Source organism: Bradyrhizobium sp. BRP22 (genome assembly GCF_020194175.1).
Taxonomy (GTDB): domain Bacteria; phylum Pseudomonadota; class Alphaproteobacteria; order Rhizobiales; family Xanthobacteraceae; genus Bradyrhizobium.
This window is the reverse complement of record NZ_JADYVX010000003.1, coordinates 326,452-345,701: the sequence shown is the minus strand read 5'-3', so window position 1 is coordinate 345,701 and position 19,250 is coordinate 326,452. Positions and strand designations below refer to the sequence as shown.

Annotated in this window: 18 protein-coding genes; 3 read left to right on the top strand and 15 right to left on the bottom strand. The window is 63.6% G+C overall.

All coding sequences use genetic code 11. The features are described from left to right. Window positions 1–7: 7 nt before the first annotated feature. From I6F35_RS06190 to I6F35_RS06135, 12 genes are all read right to left on the bottom strand, one after another. Complete coding sequence (locus I6F35_RS06190; protein WP_225116763.1) at window positions 8–397, bottom strand: hypothetical protein; 390 nt, start codon at window positions 395–397, stop codon at window positions 8–10. After that, window positions 394–1,185 (bottom strand): DUF5131 family protein, encoded by a 792-nt coding sequence (locus I6F35_RS06185; protein WP_225116762.1) that lies wholly within the window; start codon window positions 1,183–1,185, stop codon window positions 394–396. The genes I6F35_RS06190 and I6F35_RS06185 overlap by 4 nt, the downstream gene beginning before the upstream one ends. 9 nt (window positions 1,186–1,194) lie before the next feature. Beyond that, on the bottom strand, window positions 1,195–2,028 hold the full coding sequence (tcmP, locus tag I6F35_RS06180; RefSeq protein ID WP_225116761.1) for a three-Cys-motif partner protein TcmP: 834 nt from the start codon (window positions 2,026–2,028) through the stop codon (window positions 1,195–1,197). Window positions 2,029–2,473: 445 nt separating this feature from the next. Beyond that, on the bottom strand, window positions 2,474–3,166 hold the full coding sequence (locus I6F35_RS06175; RefSeq protein ID WP_225116760.1) for a hypothetical protein: 693 nt from the start codon (window positions 3,164–3,166) through the stop codon (window positions 2,474–2,476). Window positions 3,167–3,181: 15 nt separating this feature from the next. Continuing rightward, on the bottom strand, window positions 3,182–3,358 hold the full coding sequence (locus I6F35_RS06170) for a hypothetical protein (RefSeq protein WP_225116759.1): 177 nt from the start codon (window positions 3,356–3,358) through the stop codon (window positions 3,182–3,184). Window positions 3,359–3,851: 493 nt separating this feature from the next. Next, window positions 3,852–4,214, bottom strand: a complete 363-nt coding sequence (locus I6F35_RS06165; protein ID WP_225116758.1) for a YciI family protein — start codon at window positions 4,212–4,214, stop codon at window positions 3,852–3,854. Window positions 4,215–4,221: 7 nt separating this feature from the next. Then, window positions 4,222–7,716, bottom strand: coding sequence for an indolepyruvate ferredoxin oxidoreductase family protein (locus I6F35_RS06160; RefSeq protein WP_225116757.1), 3,495 nt, complete (start codon window positions 7,714–7,716; stop codon window positions 4,222–4,224). Between the two features lie 54 nt (window positions 7,717–7,770). Then, on the bottom strand, window positions 7,771–9,168 hold the full coding sequence (locus I6F35_RS06155) for an FAD-linked oxidase C-terminal domain-containing protein (protein ID WP_225116756.1): 1,398 nt from the start codon (window positions 9,166–9,168) through the stop codon (window positions 7,771–7,773). Continuing rightward, window positions 9,168–9,932 carry an ABC transporter ATP-binding protein gene (locus I6F35_RS06150; protein ID WP_225116755.1) on the bottom strand — a complete coding sequence of 255 codons (765 nt, stop codon included), beginning with the start codon at window positions 9,930–9,932 and terminating at the stop codon, window positions 9,168–9,170. Before I6F35_RS06150 ends, I6F35_RS06155 begins: the two co-directional genes overlap by 1 nt. After that, on the bottom strand, window positions 9,929–11,701 hold the full coding sequence (locus I6F35_RS06145) for a branched-chain amino acid ABC transporter ATP-binding protein/permease (protein ID WP_225116754.1): 1,773 nt from the start codon (window positions 11,699–11,701) through the stop codon (window positions 9,929–9,931). Before I6F35_RS06145 ends, I6F35_RS06150 begins: the two co-directional genes overlap by 4 nt. Next, window positions 11,698–12,738, bottom strand: a complete 1,041-nt coding sequence (locus tag I6F35_RS06140) for a branched-chain amino acid ABC transporter permease (protein WP_225116753.1) — start codon at window positions 12,736–12,738, stop codon at window positions 11,698–11,700. The genes I6F35_RS06145 and I6F35_RS06140 overlap by 4 nt, the downstream gene beginning before the upstream one ends. Before the next feature lie 55 nt (window positions 12,739–12,793). After that, window positions 12,794–13,936, bottom strand: coding sequence for an ABC transporter substrate-binding protein (locus I6F35_RS06135; RefSeq protein ID WP_225116752.1), 1,143 nt, complete (start codon window positions 13,934–13,936; stop codon window positions 12,794–12,796). 204 nt (window positions 13,937–14,140) lie between these two features. On the opposite strand from I6F35_RS06135, the gene I6F35_RS06130 reads away from it, so the two are divergent. The 3 genes from I6F35_RS06130 (at window position 14,141) to I6F35_RS06120 (ending at window position 17,225) form a co-directional block, all read left to right on the top strand. Further along, a complete protein-coding gene (locus tag I6F35_RS06130) occupies window positions 14,141–15,481 on the top strand; it encodes a hypothetical protein (protein WP_225116751.1) in 1,341 nt (446 codons plus the stop codon). Between the two features lie 72 nt (window positions 15,482–15,553). Beyond that, window positions 15,554–16,156: a TetR/AcrR family transcriptional regulator gene (locus I6F35_RS06125; RefSeq protein ID WP_225116750.1), complete on the top strand. Its 603-nt coding sequence runs from the start codon at window positions 15,554–15,556 to the stop codon at window positions 16,154–16,156. Window positions 16,157–16,232: 76 nt separating this feature from the next. After that, a complete protein-coding gene (locus tag I6F35_RS06120; RefSeq protein WP_225116749.1) occupies window positions 16,233–17,225 on the top strand; it encodes an alpha/beta hydrolase in 993 nt (330 codons plus the stop codon). On the opposite strand, the gene I6F35_RS06115 is transcribed toward I6F35_RS06120, so the two are convergent. Genes I6F35_RS06115 through I6F35_RS06105 form a run of 3 tightly spaced genes read right to left on the bottom strand, consistent with a single transcriptional unit; the run spans window position 17,154 to window position 19,249 of the window. Beyond that, window positions 17,154–17,885 (bottom strand): SDR family NAD(P)-dependent oxidoreductase, encoded by a 732-nt coding sequence (locus I6F35_RS06115; protein WP_225116748.1) that lies wholly within the window; start codon window positions 17,883–17,885, stop codon window positions 17,154–17,156. The genes I6F35_RS06120 and I6F35_RS06115 overlap by 72 nt on opposite strands. A 2-nt stretch (window positions 17,886–17,887) precedes the next feature. Continuing rightward, window positions 17,888–18,718, bottom strand: coding sequence for an enoyl-CoA hydratase-related protein (locus I6F35_RS06110; protein WP_225116747.1), 831 nt, complete (start codon window positions 18,716–18,718; stop codon window positions 17,888–17,890). A gap of 12 nt (window positions 18,719–18,730) precedes the next feature. Next, window positions 18,731–19,249, bottom strand: a complete 519-nt coding sequence (locus tag I6F35_RS06105; protein ID WP_225116746.1) for an aromatic-ring-hydroxylating dioxygenase subunit beta — start codon at window positions 19,247–19,249, stop codon at window positions 18,731–18,733. Window position 19,250 lies beyond the last annotated feature (1 nt).

The window sequence follows — 19,250 nt, the reverse complement described above, 5'->3', positions numbered from 1 at the left end:
CAATGCCTTACGTCGTTCGGCGGAAACCTGACAGTGCCCAATAGAAGCCGCTACCGACCAAGAGCACACCTGCTGGAACGCCAAACGCGAGATAAATCGCAAGAAGATCGATTGGCTTGCGCGGCATCTCTAGCTTGGCTGGATAACTACACCATGGCCCGCTTTTGCCCGGAGAGCAGTCGGTGCGAGGGTTTTTCTGCGCGAAGGCGACTACCTCGGCCTCGGTGGCATCTGGCGGCGCTAGTATCTCGTATTTCTCCTTAGCTGGCCCCTCAACTTCAAAGGTCTTCTTTGCTTCGAGCAAGTGCGCCTCTGTAATGAAGATCGCCGACAGAGCCGCAATCCAAAGGGCGCTAAGGATCACCCACAAGCGAAACAAGCCGCGTCCCCAGTTCACTGCGCTTGCCTCCCACCGATCATGGGGAGTGCTTTGTCCCGTCTACCGTTGGAGCGCGGCATCTCGTCGAACGTGCGGCCGCGATAGTGCCTGCCGGTGCTTTTTTTGCGAACGCCGCCCCACTGCTTAAAGAAAAACGCTGTCTTTGCCGTGCGACAAGCGGCCTCAATCTCCGCGACCCACTGCTCGGCCATTGGACGCGCACGCGGGCCGCTCTCGCCGCCTACGATTGCCCACTGGACGCCTGTCAGATCGGCACCAGCCACCGACCCGAGCAACGGTTCGAACGAGACAAATCTGACGGCAGCACGGACCTTGCGAAGCTCATCAATGCGCCCGAGATAGTCGGCGCTCTCGACGCTCGTGCCAAGCCAAACATTCGGCAGCACCGGTAACGACGCGGCGATGGCCGCCATCCGATCCGGCCGCTTTGTCAGAATTTGATAGGTGTGCTGCGGCGTTGCCTGCATCGTGCCCCAGATAGCGGCCACGAATGTTGCCGGGACGGCGTCGTGGAATAGGTCCGACATCGAGTTCACAAAAATTCGGCGGGGCTTCCTCCAGCTTGCCGGGATGCTGAGCGCTGCGTGGTCAAGCCTGACCTTACCGGTCCAAACCGCGCGCTTGCCGCTCTTGCGGGTTAGCCCGCGATATTTCTTCATGCCCATCGCATCGAGCCGGGCCGCCATCCGCATCGCATAGCAATTCGTGCATCCGGGAGAGATCACCGTGCAGCCTGCGACCGGGTTCCACGTCGCATCGGTCCATTCGATCGAGGTGTCAGCCATCACATTCCCTCAAAAAAGCGACCCTTGTCGGTTCAAGTTTTGTACGTCATTCCACAGCTTCTGTCCGAGCGGATTTGAACTCAGGAACACCAGCCAATAGAGGCGTTGGTTCTTCGAGCCGACGATCAGCGGTATGCCCGTCGCGGGATGCGTCCCCAGCGAACGAATAGACTTAAGCCAGTATTCGATGAGCGCCGCCCGAAGGGCAGACATTGATTGCCTCACGTCCACAGCATCCCGCCATCCCGGCGCAAAAATGTCGAGCGTTCCTCCGACGCGCGAATATTCGTCAAGGTTGCGCTGCAAATCCTGCAGGCTCACGTGAATGATCATGTCCATGCGTCGAAATTTGAGCATCTTCTCGATTATGGAAAACGGTAGCTGACCAAGCGAAAAGGGATCGAGGAACGCGAGGTGCAAGCCATTCGGATTGAGAGAACGAAGCACGTTATCGACGGCTCGGTCGGCAGGACCGTGATAGCTCTGCGCTGCACCGCCCAGCGCCTTAACTCGCTGCGCGGCTGCATCACTGTTGACGCGCTCCAAGTCTGATAGATGGAGGTCAGTAAAGGGCATGGCGCTGGACGCGCCCGCCCTAAAGGCCACCAACGCGCTGCCATCGATGATGCGATTTGTACCCGCTATGAGCGAGCGACCAGCACCGGAATACAGTTCTATGTAACTCGCGGTCGCCCAACCTCTTGGAGGCACATATTTCGCTCGGGTTGGTCCCGCTGCCTGGATGTATTTGCGGAGACGCTCGTGCTTCTCCGTCGCCCACGGACCTACCTCACCGACAATCAGGCCATCGTCGGCATCGAATTTCATTTCCTTCTTGGCCATTGCGGCAGCTCCCCCAGGAAGCACTACCACACCGCCGTAGGTTGAGGGTTAACGCGAAGGCTCTTTTTCGTAGATTGAAGCTAACGCGCGTCAACTTGTCTTCGCGATCGGTGGTCGCCGCCGAAAACCATCTCGCAACCTGCCATCGGGCGTTGCCCGGGCCGAATTCACCGGTCGGATCGTCGCGGATCAAAAGATGCCGCCATGAGGGACGCTCGCCGACATCGGCATAGAAGTTCGGATAAGCGCACCAGCGGCGGCAGAGCGGGCCGCGCTTTCAGGATCGGGGCCGCCCGCCGCACCGTCCCATCGGTCTCGAACCCGGCGACAAAATTGGGGGGATCACCCGGACCAGCTGCAGTTTTTCATCTGCCTTTTCCGCCTCGGTCGGTCCGCCCAATGATCGCGCCGTAGAAGCGAGCGCGAGCGTCATGGCAGCGCCGACCTACATCCGAAATTGATCGAGCAGCTGTTTTCGGCGTGCCGGGTCATCGTGATACCACGGGTTTTCGTACAGCATCGGCTCTGGTCCAGCCGGGTTCATGCGCTGGAGGTATGTCTTGCTCAGCATTCTGACGATCCATACCGGCAGATGCGGCCTTGGGTAGAGGGCGATCCGAGACCTCGGCGCGTTGGTGACTTGGCCCACCACGCGCCCCTGACCCTCCACGGAGGAGTTGTCGAACAGAACAACACGGTCAAATTTGCCAATCGAGTGACCCAGATTATCTAACGACCGCCAGTAGCGCTCCGTTATCTTGGGTGTGGGAACATCATGCCCGCCGAGGCTAACCCTGTTACTCACGCGGCTGACGTTGATTTGGGGATCATCGGTGCACACAAAATAAAGATGCACCTCATATCCAAGCGTCTTCAGCGCGTCCAAGAAGTCGGCGTTGGAAGAATGAGAAAAAACCGTCTCAAACCCAAAATCCGAAAGCTGCTGAGCAAAATCGACACGTTGATTTCGAGCCGCAGCAAATGCGGTAGCCTCATCACCCAACTGACGCGCGACAACGTCTGGATCGATCCAGTTGTCGAGAGTATGCAGCGTTCGAATTTTTGCGGTGAGGGTGGATTTGCCGCTGCCGTTTGGTCCTGCCAAGCACAGGCAAAAGGGGCGCGACGGCTCGGACAATTGCGTGCGCCCTGCTTAATAAGCGGCCTTGCGGTGAGTGTTCGGCTCAGGTTGCGAGCTTACCAGCTTGCCGTTTTTGTCCAGACCGACAACGGGCAAGCCATGGGCATCCGCCTGTTCCTTCGCGGCCAGGGTCGCGGCACGGAACATGTCGTCCAGTTCCTTCAGCGAAATGTCCTTGATCGCTTTCATGCAACCGATCCTTGCGCAGCAGCGCTCTGAAACCAACAAGGTAATTGCGGAACGGTTCCAATTCAAGTGGAATTTCAGATAGTTAAGGTTCCGTATATCATGGACTTAGCTTAGTATCCACCCCCTTGGGCCAGCCCCGTCGGGCCGGCGGGCGACACCGCTTCTGAAAAGCGCCGGCAAGGGCGGCGCGGCACCAGATCGCGAGGTCTAAACTGGGCCCGAAAACCCCAAATTGCCTAGACACTCCGTTAAAAACCTTTGGTTCTTCTGTGGTCCGTTGCGCCGACTAGACGAATTTAAGTGTTTGATTTTCCACGAAGGTGGGACTTCTGCCGGGCCCACCAATGGAATCAGCAACTTATCAGACCCCGTTTCTTCTGATCGGAATCACCGCACCAGAAACAGCACCAGATACGTGCGCTTTTCGTTGCGATGAGGGATTAGAGCAGGCGGAATCGAGCTGTCAATTCGCGGTTAGGCGCGTTCGGCGGCATCATGTCTTCGCTCCGGCCTTCCGCCGATTGACGGCGATCCATTCCCGCGCGGCCACCAGCAGCTTCTCGAGGAAATGTGGATCCGCATGCGGCACGAAGCGATCGAAACATTCGATCGTGGTGGTCGCGAACAGGCCTGCGCGCGTATAGGGTTCGCCGGCGAGGAAGGCCTCGACGTCGGCGCGGCTGTCATGCCGCAGGATCAGGAACATGCCTTCGACCGCGCCGTCCGGCGAGACCAGCGCGCCGCCCTGCTCCAGAAAATGACGGTTGGCGATCATGTATTCGACATGGACGTCGCGGATATGCAGCCGCTCCTGCGCGCCGCCAGGCCTGTAGAGACATCGTACGACCGTCAGCATGACCTTGCTACGCCGCTCCCTTGCTCTGCCGTGAGAGTGGTGCACGGATCGCATCGAACTGTCCGAGCAGATGCTTCTGCTCCCGCTCGACGGCGGCAAGGCTCCTGGCTTTGACGTGGCCAAACCCTCTGATCCTTTCGGGAAGCGCCGCCAGCCGCACCGCCGTGTCGTGGGTGGCCGGTGACAAGCCGGCCAGCAGCCGTTCGACCATCCCCCGATAGTCACCGATCAGGCGGCGTTCGGTCTTGCGCTCCTCGGTGTAGCCAAAGAGATCGAACGGCGTGCCGCGCAGGAACTTCAGCCGTGCGAGCAGCGCAAACAGATGCATCATCCACGGGCCGAAAGCGAGCTTGCGCGGCGCGGCGCCGTTTGGACCGGGCTTCGCGATGAAGGGCGGAGCAAGGTGAAAGCGCAGGGTGACATCGCCCTCGAACTGGTGCTTCAGCGCGGCCGCAAATTCCGGCGACCGGTAAAGCCGGGCGACCTCGTACTCGTCCTTGTAGGCCATCAGCTTGAAGAGATTGTTCGCGACCGCGCGCGTGAACGGCAAATCGGCGCCGAGGCCGAGCCGCTGCTCGGCCGCGGCGCATCGCTCGACAAAGGCGCGGTACGGCGCTGCATAGGCCGCGTTCTGGTAATCGGCTAGTTGGCCCGCGCGCCGCTCCAGCAGCGCCCGCCAATCCTCCCCCTGCGCCGCCACGACCACGGCCGGAGCCGCCTGCACTCCGCCGGTGGCGACGACGCGGCCGAAAGCGAACGCACGCCTGTTGGCCTCGATCGCGACGCCATTGAGCGCAATCGCCTGCGAGAGCGCCGCCTCGCTGACCGGGATCAATCCCTGCTGCCAGGCATGCCCGATCAGGAACATGTTGACGCCGGTGGTGTCGCCGAACTCTTCCTGCACGCGCGCATGCGCATCGAAGCTGGTCAGCATCTCCCTGGTGGCGGCGTGGCGCACCTTCTGCAACAGCTCATCCGCGCGGGACTCGAAATCCGGGTTGCGGGTGAATTCCGCGGTCGAGCCGATATGCGTATTGGCAAGCACCCGCGTCTTACCATGGCGAAGGGTGCCGAGGCTGTCCGGCAGGCATCCGACGATGAGGTCGCCCATGATCACCGCATCCGCCTCGCCCCAATCGATACGGGGCTGGTTGATCTCCGTGCCGGCACGACCGAGCCGCAGATGGCACATCACCGAGCCGCCTTTCTGGGCCAGCGCCGTGAAGTCGAGCTCGGCGACCGCGAGATGATCCAGATGCGCCGCCATCGCGACGATCGCGCCGACCGTGATGATGCCGCTGCCGCCGACGCCCGCGATGAGCAGGTTGTGTGGACGATCCGAAGGAATTGCGGGCTTCGGCTTCGCGAGCGCATCGGCGCGTGCGATCCAATCCGTGCCGGAAGTTCGCGGCTTGCGCAGCTTGCCGCCGCTCACGGAGACAAAGCTCGGGCAAAAGCCGTCGACGCAGGAGAAATCCTTATTGCAGGAGGTCTGGTCGATCGCCCGCTTCAGGCCAAGCTCGGTTTGGAGCGGGACGATGGACAGGCAGTTGGACGCTTGGCCGCAATCGCCGCAACCTTCGCAGACAGCGCTGTTGATGAACATGCGCTTGTCGGGATCGGGATAGGTGCCTTTCTTGCGGCGGCGGCGCTTCTCCGCCGCACAGGTCTGGTCGTAGATCAGGACCGTAACGCCCTTGATGGTGCGCAGCTCGCGCTGGATCGCGTCGAGCTCGTGGCGATCATGCACGGTGACCCCCGGCTCCAGCGCGACGTTCGCGTAGCGGCCGACGTCATCGGTCGCGAGCACTACCTTCTTCGCGCCCTCGCTCAGCATCTGGCGCACGATCTGCGGCACGGAGAGTTGGCCGTCGACCGGTTGCCCGCCGGTCATCGCCACCGCGTCGTTGAAGAGAATTTTGTAGGTGACGTTGTTGCCGGCCGCGATCGATTGCCGGATCGCAAGATAGCCGGAATGAAAATAGGTCCCCTCGCCCATGTTCTGGAACACGTGCGGCGTCGCCGTGAATCCGGACTGTCCGACCCAGTCGACGCCCTCGGCGCCCATCTGAGTGAGGCCGGAGGTTTGCCGGTCCATCCAGCTTGCCATGTAATGGCAGCCGACGCCGGCCAGCGCGACGCTGCCTGCGGGCACTCTGGTCGAGGAATTGTGCGGGCATCCCGAACAGAAATAAGGCAGGCGGCGCATGCCGTCGGCCGCGTTGCTGAGCACCGGCGGCTTTTCGAACAAGGACACGGCATCCGCCAGCACAAGGTCGGGACGAACCGCCGCCAGCCATTTCGACAGCGGCGTCAGCAGCGATGACGGCCGATGCTGGCCGAGCGCGGAAATCAGCGGCGCGCCAGCGAGATCGTGGCGGCCGGCGACGCTTGGCCTGAGATCCGCCGGGCGATTGAACAGAATCTCCTTGATCTGACCTTCGACGAGGCTGGTCTTCTCCTCGACGACGAGGATGTGCTTCAGTCCGGCTGAGAAGGCCTTAAAGCCCTCGCGATCGAGCGGAAAGACCAACCCGGGCTTCCAGATGCGCACGCGCTGCTCTGCCAGGTGCTGCGGCAACAGGCCGGCGCGCGACAAGACTTCCATCAGATCGAGCGCGGTCTTGCCGACGGCGACAATGCCGATGTCGGCGCGCGGCGCGCCAATCAGAAGCCGGTCCAGCGGGTTGGCGCGTGCAAAGGCCGAGATCGCCTCGAGCCGGCGCATCATGCGAAGCTCGATCGCCGGCGTGAGGAAGTCGCGCGTGTCGTAGCCCAGGTCTCCGGGCGCCAGGCCCTCGCGCGCCGGCATGGCAAAGCGCGGCAAGGCCCCTGCCGTGAAGCTGCGGCTGCTCTCGACCGTCTCCGAGATCGCCTTGAACGCGACCCAGGCGCCGGAGCAGCGCGAGGCGGCCCAGCCCCACAGGCCGAACGGCACATATTCGTCCACGCTGGCAGGATGGATGATCGGCATGCTCCAACCCATCAGCGAGTTGTCGCTGGCGTTCGGAATGCTCGACGATGTCGCGGCGTGATCGTCACCGACCACGAGCAGCATGCCGCCCTTGTCCGAGGCGCCTGCCGCATGGCCGTGCCGGATGGCATCGCCGGCGCGATCGACGCCGGGCCCCTTGCCGTACCAGAGCGCAAACACGCCATCGACCGTGCGCTGGGGGTCGCCGCCGACGCGCTGCGTGCCGGCGACCGCGGTCGCGGCGAGATCCTCGTTCACCGCCGGGAGAAACTTGATCTCGTGCTGCGCGAGTGCAGCCTTGGCCCGCCACAATTCCGTATCGACGCCGGCGAGCGGCGAGCCGCGATAGCCGCTGATGAAGCCTGCCGAGTGGATATTGTCGCGGCGATCGGCGAGCCGCTGCATGATCATCATCCGCACCAGCGCCTGCGTGCCCGATGCAAAGACGCGGCCCTCGGGCCGCGTGACGGCATCTTCAAGTCGATAGTCGAGATCTACGGTGGCCTGGCCGGATTCGAGAAGAGTCATGACAAGCTGCTCGGTTCATTGTTGGCGCGGGGCTTCTCCCGCGCATCACGCCGTTTACTGGTAGGGGCGGTACGTCGCGGTATCCAGGATCTTGCCGGGATTCATGGTATTACGCGGATCGAGCGCGCGCTTCACCGCGGCAAGCGCCATCATCGCCTCACCACGCTCGGCCGCAAGATAGCCGATCTTGCCGGTGCCGATGCCGTGCTCGCCGGTGCAGGTGCCGCCGACCGCATGGGCGCGCGCGACCATGCGCCCGTTCAGCTCCGCAACGCGCGCCTGCTCGTCGCGATTATTCGGCTCGACCAGGATACAAAGGTGGAAATTGCCGTCGCCGACATGGCCGCACATCGGCGCGATTAGGCCAAGCTCGGCGACATCCTCCTGCGTCCTGGCAACGACGTCCGGCAGCGCCGAAATCGGCACACAAATATCAGTCGGGACTCCCTGCGAGCCCGGACGCAGCGCCAGCGCCGCCCACCAGATATCATGACGCGCCTGCCAGAGCCGGTTGCGCTCCTCAGTCGCGGTGGCCCAGCGGAAGTCACCGCCCCCGTGATCCTTCGCGATCTCGGCCATCAGCTCGACCTGCTCGTCGACCGCGCGATCGGTGCCGTGGAATTCAAGGAACAGGGTCGGGCAGACCGCCAGATCGAGCTTGGAGTAGCGGTTGCAGGCCTCGACCTGCAGCGCATCCAGCAGCTCGGCACGCGCCAGCGGAAGCGCGCTCTGCAACGCCGCCACCACGGCCGATACCGCGGCGCGCACGGTCGGGAACGCGCAGACCGCTGCGGCGATTCGCTGGGGAACTGGCGAAAGCCGCAGCGTCACCTCCATGATGATGCCGAGCGTGCCCTCGGCGCCGACGAAGAGGCGAGTCAGGTCGTAGCCGGCGGAGGATTTCCGTGCTCGCGTTCCCGTCTCGATCACCTGGCCATCGGCGAGCACCACCGCAAGCGACATCACGACGTCCCGCATCGTTCCGTAGCGCACGGCATTGGTCCCGGACGCCCGCGTCGACGCCATGCCGCCGATCGACGCATCGGCTCCGGGGTCGACCGGGAAGAACAGGCCGGTGTCGCGCAGCGATGCGTTGAGGGTCTTGCGCGTCACGCCTGCCTCCACCGTGCAGTCGAGATCGTCGCGCGAGACGCGCAGGATCCGGTTCATGCCGGAGAGGTCGATGGTGAGACCGCCTTGCTCCGCGCTGATCTGTCCCTCGGTCGAGGTACCGGTGCCGAACGGCACGATCGCGCAGCGATGCTCATGGCAGATCCGCACGGCGTCGACGACATCCGCTGTCGCGCGCGCAAACAACACCGCGTCAGGAAGCTCAGTGCGGTGCGCCGTGACGCCGGTCGCATGATGGCGGCGGACCGCCTCGGCGGTCGAGAGCTGATCGCCGAAGCGGCCGCCGAGGCAGGCGATGGCCTGCATGGTATTGCGCTTCATCATCGCCTCCCCGACACGCGTTGCCTGCCACTATCGGCAAGCGCCATCGATCCGCCGAGATAGGCATCGATGACGCGAGGGTCAGCCGCGATCTCGCCGGCCTTGCCGGCGAGATGAACGGCGCCATTCTCCAGCACATAGGCGCGATCGGAGATGCGCAGCGCGGCGCGCGCGTTCTGCTCGATCAGGAGAATAGAGACACCATCGTCCTTCAGACGCTGGATGATGCGGAACATCTCCGCGACGATCATCGGCGCAAGACCGAGGCTCGGCTCGTCGAGCATCAGGAACGAGGGACGCAGCATCAGCGCGCGGCCGAGCGCCAGCATCTGCCGCTCGCCGCCGCTCAAGGTGTCGGCCCGTTGGTCGCGCCGCTCGGCAAGGCGCGGAAACAGCGCAAAGATCTCGGCAAGCCGCGATGCCATGTCGAACCCGGCCTCCCGGCGCAGCGCGAAGGCACCGAGCCTGAGATTGTCCAGCACGCTCATCGGCCCGAACAGGTCGCGCGTCTCCGGCACCAGTGAAATGCGCGCCCTGATCCGCGCCTCGATCGAACGCGATGCCCCCGGCCAGGCCGGAAAGGCAAGGCTGCCTTCGAAGGGGACGAGGCCCATGATCGCATTCACCAGCGAGGTCTTGCCGGCACCGTTAGGCCCGATCACCGTCGTCACCTCGCCGGCGTGTGCCTCGAGCGAGACGTCTTTCACCGCAAGCAGCCGGCCGTAGCGGACCGAGAAGCGCTCGATCTGAAGAAGTGCCGTCATGCCGCCACTCCGAGATAGGCTTCCTGCACGCCGGTGTCGGCCCGCACCTCCTCCGGGCGGCCGAAGGCGATGCGGCGGCCGAAATTCATCACCATCAGGCGGTTGGCCAGGCCGAACACGAAATCCATGTCGTGCTCGACCAGCACGATCGCGAGGCCTTCAGCGCGCAGCTCGACCAGGAGATCCGAAAGGACCGCCTTCTCGTTCGTCCGCAGCCCGGCAGCGGGCTCGTCGAGCAGGAGCAGATCCGGAGCGGCCGCGAGCGCGCGGGCGATCTCCACCAGGCGCTGATGGCCAAGCGACAAATTGCCGGCGAGCTCGAAGGCTTTGTCCGCGAGCCCGACGCGATCGAGCAGATGCATCGACCATCCAAGCAATTGCCGCTCCTCGGCGCGATCGAGCCGAAGCGAACTGGCGAAGAGACCGCGCCGGCCGAGATGCGTGGCTCCGATGGCAACGTTCTCCAAAACCGTCATGTCCTGCACCAGCGCGGCATGCTGAAAGGTTCGCGACAGCCCGCGCCGGCACATGTCTCGCGCGCTCACTTTCGACAGCGGGCTGCCGAGAAAGCTGAGCTCTCCCTTGCTGCGCGAGAGCACGCCGCTGATCAGGTTGAACAGCGTGGACTTGCCGGCGCCGTTCGGGCCGAGGATGCCGAGGATCTCGCCGCTCTTGACGTCGAAACTGATGTCGTCGACGGCCACGAGGCCGCCGAAGCTTCGCCGCAGGTGGCTTGCCGAGAGTACGGTCAAGCCATGTTCGGGCTTGGCGCAGCGGCACGGTAGCATAGCCGGCTCGATGTCCGCCACGGGAGCAATATGCGGCGCGAATCTCTGCTCCAGAAACGGCCAGAGCCCTTTGCGCGCCTTCTGCAGCACGACGATCATGATCGCCGCGAACACCAGCAGCTCAAGCCGCGTGGTGGGACCGAACACGAATTTGAGGAGACCCTGCAGCTCGTGCTTGATGATCGTCACGAGGCCGGCGCCAAGCAGCGCGCCCCACAACTGGCCGCTGCCGCCGATCACGGTCATGAAAAGATAGTCGATGCTGGCGGTCAGCCCGAACGGCGTCGGGCTGAGGAAGCGTTGCACATGGGCGTAGAGCCAGCCCGCGATGGCGCCGATGACAGCCGCAAGAACAAACGCCATCAGGCGATAATGGTGGGCATTGGCGCCGAAGGTCTCGGCGATGACGGGCCCTGTCCGAAGCGAGCGCAGAACACGCCCGGTCCGCGACGACAAGAGCTGCCGGCACCAGGCGATCACCAGCACCAGCATCACGAGCACGAGATAATAGGTCTGCCGCTCGCTGCTTAGCTCCAAGCCCGCAATACTGACGGGTGCAATCCCGGTCAGGCCGTTGAAGCGGCCGAGCATCTCGGAATTGCCGACCAGGAAATAGAAGCTGATGCCGAAGCACAGCGTCGCCAGCGCCAGATAGTGCCCGCTCATGCGCACAGTGATGGCGCCGATCAATCCGGCGGCAAAGGTCGCGGCGACCACCGCGCAGGCAAGCCCGATCCAGGCCGGCCATCCGAGCTGGGAGGACAGATAGCCCGATACATAGGCGCCGAGCCCGACAAAGGCGGCTTGGCCGAACGAAACCATGCCGGCGATGCCGGTCATCAGCACGAGGCCAAGACAGGCGACGGCGGCGATCATCACATAGGTGATGACCGCGACCTGATAGGTCGGCAAGAGCAGCGGCGATAGGGCGGCCAGCGCCAGCGCGATCAGGGGCGCGAAACGGATCGAGGCACGGGTCATTCGAGGCCATCCTCTGGCGCAAGCACCGAGACCGAGCGCCAGAACAGCACGGGAATGATGAGAAGGAAGACGACGACGTCACGGTAGGCACTCGCCCAGAACGAGGCGAAGGATTCGACCGTGCCGACCAGCAGCGCGCCAGCGGCGGCGAGCGGATAGACCGCCATGCCGCCGACGATCGCGCCGACAAAGCCCTTCAGGCCGAGGATGAAGCCGGAGTCATAGTACAGCGTCGTCGTCGGCCCGATCAAAAGGCCGGAGATGGCGGCGGCAAGGCCGGCCAGCACGAACACGGTCCGGCCCGCCGCGACCGTGCTGATGCCGACGATCTCCGCACCCCGCCGGTTATGGGCCGCCGCGAGCAGCGCGCGGCCGCGCAGCGGGAAGCGGAAGAAGAGATAGAGCGCGGCCACGACCACGACGCTGCTGGCGAGCACGCCGGCCGCCTGCGGCGTCACGATCATCCCGAACAGAGCGAGTGGCGCACCGGAAAAGCCTTCCGTGCGCACGCCCTCAGGACCGAAAGCATGCAGCCCGATACTGTTCAACCCGAGATGCGCCGCAATCGCGGCGATCAGCAGCACGAGCGGCGAGGCCGCGGCCATCGGTTGGAACACGATCCGGTAGATCAGCGGCCCGAGGCAGGTGATCAGACCCGCGCTCACCGCCATCTTCCAGACCAGGGGCGCGGTCTTCGGCACCAGGAACAGCGCGGCGAGGATGACGACGGCCGGCACGAGCCCGAATCGCAACAGGGACTGCAGGGCGCGGGCGCGATCCCGCCACCGTGCGGCCTCGACCATCTCAAGCGACACGGCGATCCCCGCGGCGAAGGTCACTATCCATATCGTGCCGGGCCGCTCACCGGCCTCGAAGGCGGATAAGGTGAGCGCCGTAAACGCAACCAGATCGCCTTGCGGCACGAATATCACGCGGGTGACCGAGAACACCAGCACCAGCGCGGTCGCCAGCAGAATATAGATCGCGCCGCTGACCAGTCCGTCCTGCAGCAGGATCATCGCAACATCAGTATTCATGCCGCCTCACCCGATTCTCGGAGGTGTGCGAGGCGCGTCGGTCCCGCAAGCGGCATCATTGCACCAGGCGCCATTCGCCGCCCACGATCCGCGTCATCACGCGCGAGCGCTCGTCGAGCCCGAGATGGTCCTTTGGCGACATGCTGTAGACGCCGTTTGGCCCGGCGACGTCCTTGACGTTCTCGATGGCGTCGCGCAGCGCTACGCGAAATTCCTCCGTGCCGGGCTTGGCGATATCGGAGGCGACGGCGATCGCCTTGTTGAGGATGAGCTGCGCGTCCCAGAGATAGGCCGCAAAGGTCGAGCGCGCGCCTGCGCCCGGAATCGCTTCATAGCGCTTGATGAAATCGAGGCCGGCCGCCTTCGCCGGGTGGCTGTCAGGCAACTGCTCGGCAACCAGCACCGGACCGGCCGGCACGAAAGTGCCCTCCAGCGCCTTGCCACCGACGCGGAGGAAATCGTTGTTGGCGACACCGTGTGTCTGATAGACGAGTCCCTTGTAGCCGCGCTCGACCAGGGTGGTCTGCGGCAGCGCCGCCGGCGTGCCGGATGCCGCGATGAAGATGGCGTCGGGATTTTGCGAGGTGATCTTGAGGATCTGGCCGAGCACACTGGTGTCGGTGCGCTGATAGCGCTCGGATGCCACGACCTTGATGCCGGCGCCTTCGAGCAGGCCCGTCATCACCTTGATCCAGCCTTCGCCATAGGCGTCGCTGAAGCCGATCAGGCCGACGCTCTTGATGTTCTTGCGCGTCATGTGCTCGAGCACGATTGAGGCCATCTGCGCATCGCTCTGCGGCGTCTTGAACACCCAGCGGCGCTTGTCGACCGGCGGATCGATGATCAACGCCGAGCCTGCAAGGCTGATCATGGGCGTTTTGCTCTCGGCGACGAAATCGAGCAAGGCCAGGGAATTGGGCGTGAGGCTTGGACCGACGATGGCGTCGACCTTTTCCTCCGTGATCAGTTTGCGCGCACCGGTCACCGTGGCCGACGTGTCGGAGGCATCATCGAGCAGGATGTAGCGGACGTCCTGCCCGCCAAGCTTCTGCGGCAGGACCGGCACGGTGCGCTGCTGAGTGACGCCGACGGATGCCGCCGGCCCGGTGGCCGAGACGATTACGCCGATTCGGACTTCCGCACGTGCCGAGGTAGCCAGCGCCAACGCGGCCATCAAGGTGATGAGCTGTTTCTTCATGAATCCTCCTCCCGCCGACGGTTTCCCTCCGCCGGCTTTTACGACCGGCGCAGACAAATTCGTGATCAGCCGATCCGCCTTCTTCGGGCGCTCATGGCTCTTTACTTAGACCAAACGTTCGGACTAAGAAAGAGAAAAATGAAGATGCGACGCATTCCGAAGGCCGACCCGGGCCATGCGTGCGTCACCATGGGAGGAACCGACATGATTCACTCTGAGATCGAGAGCCTCGACTACCCAGCGATCCAGGCCCTGCAACGCAAACGATTGTCCGAGCTGGCTGCACGGCTCGAGGGACAGCCCGACTGGATGACGCATTTCGCCGCGGCCGGAATGAAGCCATCGGATCTCGCGGCCAAGGATGGACTTGCGCACGCGCCGTTCCTCGACAAGAGCGCGCTGCACGGACGCTATCCGTTTCCTTTCCTCACCGCCGCCATGCCTTCGGTGCGGCGCTTCATGGCGACATCAGGCACCACCGGATTACCCGTCCTGTTCGGCATGACCGAGAACGACTACGGCCGGCTGCTGCCCTACCAGATGGCTCGCATCCTGTCGGCTGCGGGCGTGCAGCGCGGCCAGCGCGCATATCAGGGCTACGGCTATGGGCTATGGATCGGCGGGCCGGCGCTCGACGTCGGGTTCGCCGCGCTTGACTGCACGAGCTTCCCGATCGGCCCCGGCCGCGGCGAGCTGGTGGTGAAATGGCTGCGCGACCACTGCTACGACGTCGCCTCGATGTCGCCGCTCTGGCTGATGTCGCTGATCACGATTGCCAGGCAGGTCGGCATCAATCCGAGGAGGGAGTGGTCGATCAAGCTCGCCATTCTCGGCGGCCAGTCGGTTTCGACCGAATTCCGCAACCAGCTCGAGGCGGAGATGCCGGACGGCTTTGTCAGCCATAACATTTATGGCACGACCGAAGCGGGCGGCCCGGTGCTGGCGATCTCGACTCCGTTCACCCATGCCGATGACGAGCTGCAGCTCGTCAACGAAGATACCATCATCACCGAGATCCTCGATCCGGCAACCCTGAAACCCGTCGCGCCGGGCGAAGTCGGCGAGATCGTGATCACGACGCTCGCCCGCGAGGCCTCGCCGGTGGTGCGCTGGCGGACACGCGACCTCGTCCGCCTCTCGGCGCATCCTTTCGACTGCAGATCGGGGCGCCGCGGCATGCGCAAGATCGGACGCATCATCGGCCGCACCGACGACATGATCAAGGTGAGGGGGGTCATCGTCTTCCCTTCGCAGATCGAGGATATTGTCGCGGCGACGCCGGGCACTGTGAAGGAGGCCTGGCAAATCTACGTCGACAAGCACAAGACCACCATCGGCTCGATGTGCGTCGCCATCGAAGCCGATGCGCGCGCGAACCGTCCCAGGGAGGACGTGGTGGCGGAAGTTCGCCGCGAAATCCGCGCCCGCCTCGGCTTCAATGCGGTCGTGGAATGCTTTTCGGAAGGCACCCTGCCCCGCTACGAGGCCAAGGCAACGCGCGTGCTGCATCGCGCGGAGGCGAGCGAGGGGGCGCCATCTGCGTGACCGATGCGATTTGCCACGGGTCGAGGGCGGGTCTATATAGTCCGACCGTTCGAACGATCATACAGGACAGCTGTGACGAGACCCCGCTCGCCGGACTACGACAACATACAGGAATCCATCGTCAAGCAGGCCGCCTCGCTGTTCGCTCATCGCGGATATGCCGCCACCTCCATCAGCGATATCGCCGCGGCCTGCAACTGCTCGAAATCGCGGCTCTACCATTATTTCGAGTCCAAGGATGCGATCCTCGTCTTCATGCTGACCGAGCACGTCGACAAGCTGCTCGCCGGATGCAGCGACATCCTGGCCGCACGCGAGGACGACGTGGCGCGTTTTCGCCGGCTGATCCGTTTCTTTATGGAGATCTATGCCGTCTCGCGCGACAAGCACGCGGTGATGTTGACCTGCCTGGAATTTCTCCCGGCCAATGTCCGCAAGGACGTGATCAAGAAGCAGCGCCAGCTCATCCAGATCGTCGCCGATGTTCTCGCGAAAATCCGCCCCGACCGTGCCAAGGACACCTCCAGCGCCCATATCGATTCCATGCTGTTCTTCGGCATGATCAATTGGACTTATACCTGGTTCCGGCCGGACGGGCGCGTACTGCCGACGGAACTTGCCGATCGCGCGGTAAGTCTCTTTCTCGACGGCTACGTCAAGTCGAAGGTCTTCTGATCCGCTCCATGTCCCGCTCACCGCCTTGGTCGAGCGATCGTTTTGCAACGGATTGAGACACAACTAGGGGTGATTGGTGCACGACACCGAAGGCGAGCTCGCCAGCATCAAACGGCGCATTGCCACGGCGACCGGCTCATGGGCGCGAGCCACGTCCCTTGCCGAAATTCGCGCGAGTTTTGATGCGCTGTTTGCCGGTGACGAACCGTGTGATTTCGACACGTTCTCCATTGGAACTATGCGTGCCGCCTGGATCGAACCACCAGTCGGCGCGAACGGGCGAACCATCCTGTTCTGTCACGGCGGCGGCTTCCAGGTGGGATCGATCCGCTCTCACCTCGGCTTGATGCGACGCCTCGCCGATGCCGCCAGATCACGCGTCCTCGCGATCGAGTACAGGCTTGCGCCCGAGCACAAATACCCGGCGGCGACTGAAGATGCGTTTGCTGCCTATCGCTGGCTGCTCGAGCAGGCACTCCCTGCCTCTCGCATTGCGCTTGCCGGCGACTCGGCGGGCGCAGCGCTTGCAATTCAGGTCGCGCTTCGCGCCCGCGATGAGCAACTTGCGCTGCCGGCCTGTGCCGCGCTGATTTCACCTTGGCTCGACCTTACGATGCGCGGTGCAAGCTACGACAGCCGCGCGGCAGTGGACATTTTCTCGAAACCTGAACAGCTCGCTGCAATGGCGCGCACCTATCTTGGCCGCAATCAAATCGCCACGGCATCCATCGCCTCGCCGGTGGAAGCGGACTTGTCGAGGTTGCCACCCATCCTGATTCACGCAGGGGACGACGACATAACGCTCGATGATTCTTTCCTTCTCGCGGGCCGCGCGCGGCGACATGGCGTCGATGTGCGGGTTCAGGTCTGGAAAGGCATGTTCCACCATTTCCAGATGTTCAGCGATCTCCCCGAAAGTAGAGAATCACTGATCGAGCTGGGTAAGTTCATCATGGAGCGTGTGCCGGGCACGATCGAGGTGCAGGAAGGATTCCGATCAAGCTGCGCCGCATCCCATACCCCCCGAGACACCGATCGCCTCGCCGGTGACAAAGGACGCGGCCGGTGACGCCAGAAAGCCGACCACGGCGGCGACCTCTTCGGGCGTGCCGAGACGCCGGAGCAGCGTGAGATTTTCGAGGTCCATGCGCACCTTCTCACCAAACTCCTCGATCGCCTTCTCGACCATCGGCGTGCAAATCGGGCCGGGCAGCACGGCATTGGCGGTAACGCCGAATCGCGCGTTCTCTCGCGCTATCGACCTGGTAAAGCCAAGCACGCCAGCCTTCGCAGCCGCATAGACCGCCCCTCCTTTCGAACCGAGCCGGCCGGCCTCGGAGGCTATGTTGACGATGCGGCCATAGCCGCGCTTCTGCATGTGCGGCAACACGCCATGCGTGAAGGAGAAGGTGGCCTCGAGATTAACGGCCAGTAGCCGGCGCCAGTCTGCGCGATTGGTATCAGTGAAGAAGGCATGCTGATCAACGCCGGCATTGTTCACAAGCACGTCGAAGGGACCCGCCGCCTCGAGCCAGGAAGCCACCGCCTGATCGTCGGTAACATCGATAGGTGCGAAATTGGCTCCGATCTCGTCTGCCAAAATCCTGCCGCTGGGGGCGTCGCGGTCGCAGAAGGCGACGATCATGCCATCGCGCGCAAGCTGGCGGCAAACCGCGGCGCCGATGCCTTTGGCGCCTCCGGTTATCAACGCGCGGCTTGCGCTCGCCATGCTCAGCGCCCGGTGAAGACCGGCGCGCGCTTGTCCAGCACGGCGGCAAGCCCTTCGCGCGCGTCCGCAGTCGCCGACAGTTCCGCGACCGTTCGTGCCTCTTCCGGCAGGCAGGATTCGACGCCAATGCCAAGCCCAGTCCAAAGCAGTCGCTTGGCCGCGGCCATCGCCTTTGGTGCGCCCTTCGCATAGCTCAACGCCAGCGTACGCGCCTCGGCAGCGAGCTCGTCATCCTGTGACAGTCGCGTGATCAGACCGACCGACAACGCTTCTTCGGCCGCGAGCACCCGATTGGAGATCACCAAATCGGCGGCGCGGCGGAAGCCGATCAGCCGCGGCAGGATGACCGAGGCACCGCCGTCCGGCGCCATGCCGACGCGCGTGGCGCCGGAAAGGAATTTCGCGGACTTGCCGGCGATCACGATGTCGGAGGCGCACACAAGACCAAGCCCGCCGCCGCCGGCGGCATATCCATGCACCTCGGTGACGACGATGCTGTTCAGGCGGATCAAGGCGCCGACCGCCATCTGCAGGTAGGCGGTGACCTCGCGCAGGAAGTCACCGAGCTGCTCGCCCTTGGAAGCAAACTCGCGAACGTCGCCACCGGCGCAGAAGTTCGGCCCGTTGCCGCGCAGATGAACCACCCGGACCCGCGGATCGGCGTGGCAGCGCATCACCGCTTCATGCAGTGCGCGCATCAGGGCGATGTTCATGCCGTTGGAAGCTTCGGGACGGTTGAGCGTCAGGGTCGCGACATGCTTGCTATAGTTCAGCAAGACCGGCCCGTCGGCCATCCAATCTTCCGCGTGGTCTGCGCCGACTTGATTGGTCATGGACAATCAACCTCAGACGAGGAAAGAGAGCGTGAAGATCGGCTTGTGATTGTTGACCAGCGAGACCTTCTTGCGGACCAGCTTGAAGCCATCCTCGGTCATACGCAGGCGATATTCGTTGCGTGCCGCCCACAAGGTCTCGCCGCGCAGGCTATCCTCGAAAATAAGGACATTGGCACGGGCGTCAACCTCGTTGCTGGCCTGCCTGATCAACTCGACATTGGACACGATGCGGGCGAGTTCCGATCGCGGCGTCTGCGTATGGTGTCGGCCCGTCTTGAGCTGGTTGATCCGCACGCGGATGCGCGAGCGATTGTCGTAGATGATCGACATCTGCGTGTCGGGATTAGTCGCGCCGTTCGCCGGCACCCAGTAGATCGCATCATCCGTCCACAGCGCTTCCCACTCGTCATAGGCATGGGTATCCTGCAGTCGCGCTTCCATGAACAGGAATTGCTCGACCCGCTCGAGCAAGTTAGTCGTCCCACTTCCGCTCGGCTTTGCAGCCGTCAAGATCACCTGCTGGTCCATC

What these genes read in the sequence shown, in the direction of transcription:
- I6F35_RS06185 (WP_225116762.1), bottom strand. Translation starts at nt 1,185, where the DNA reads ATGGCTGACACCTCGATCGAATGGACCGATGCGACGTGGAACCCGGTC.
- tcmP (WP_225116761.1), bottom strand. Translation starts at nt 2,028, where the DNA reads ATGGCCAAGAAGGAAATGAAATTCGATGCCGACGATGGCCTGATTGTC.
- I6F35_RS06170 (WP_225116759.1), bottom strand. Translation starts at nt 3,358, where the DNA reads ATGAAAGCGATCAAGGACATTTCGCTGAAGGAACTGGACGACATGTTC.
- I6F35_RS06165 (WP_225116758.1), bottom strand. Translation starts at nt 4,214, where the DNA reads ATGCTGACGGTCGTACGATGTCTCTACAGGCCTGGCGGCGCGCAGGAG.
- I6F35_RS06160 (WP_225116757.1), bottom strand. Translation starts at nt 7,716, where the DNA reads ATGACTCTTCTCGAATCCGGCCAGGCCACCGTAGATCTCGACTATCGA.
- I6F35_RS06155 (WP_225116756.1), bottom strand. Translation starts at nt 9,168, where the DNA reads ATGAAGCGCAATACCATGCAGGCCATCGCCTGCCTCGGCGGCCGCTTC.
- I6F35_RS06150 (WP_225116755.1), bottom strand. Translation starts at nt 9,932, where the DNA reads ATGACGGCACTTCTTCAGATCGAGCGCTTCTCGGTCCGCTACGGCCGG.
- I6F35_RS06145 (WP_225116754.1), bottom strand. Translation starts at nt 11,701, where the DNA reads ATGACCCGTGCCTCGATCCGTTTCGCGCCCCTGATCGCGCTGGCGCTG.
- I6F35_RS06140 (WP_225116753.1), bottom strand. Translation starts at nt 12,738, where the DNA reads ATGAATACTGATGTTGCGATGATCCTGCTGCAGGACGGACTGGTCAGC.
- I6F35_RS06135 (WP_225116752.1), bottom strand. Translation starts at nt 13,936, where the DNA reads ATGAAGAAACAGCTCATCACCTTGATGGCCGCGTTGGCGCTGGCTACC.
- I6F35_RS06130 (WP_225116751.1), top strand. Translation starts at nt 14,141, where the DNA reads ATGATTCACTCTGAGATCGAGAGCCTCGACTACCCAGCGATCCAGGCC.
- I6F35_RS06115 (WP_225116748.1), bottom strand. Translation starts at nt 17,885, where the DNA reads ATGGCGAGCGCAAGCCGCGCGTTGATAACCGGAGGCGCCAAAGGCATC.
- I6F35_RS06110 (WP_225116747.1), bottom strand. Translation starts at nt 18,718, where the DNA reads ATGACCAATCAAGTCGGCGCAGACCACGCGGAAGATTGGATGGCCGAC.
- I6F35_RS06105 (WP_225116746.1), bottom strand. Translation starts at nt 19,249, where the DNA reads ATGGACCAGCAGGTGATCTTGACGGCTGCAAAGCCGAGCGGAAGTGGG.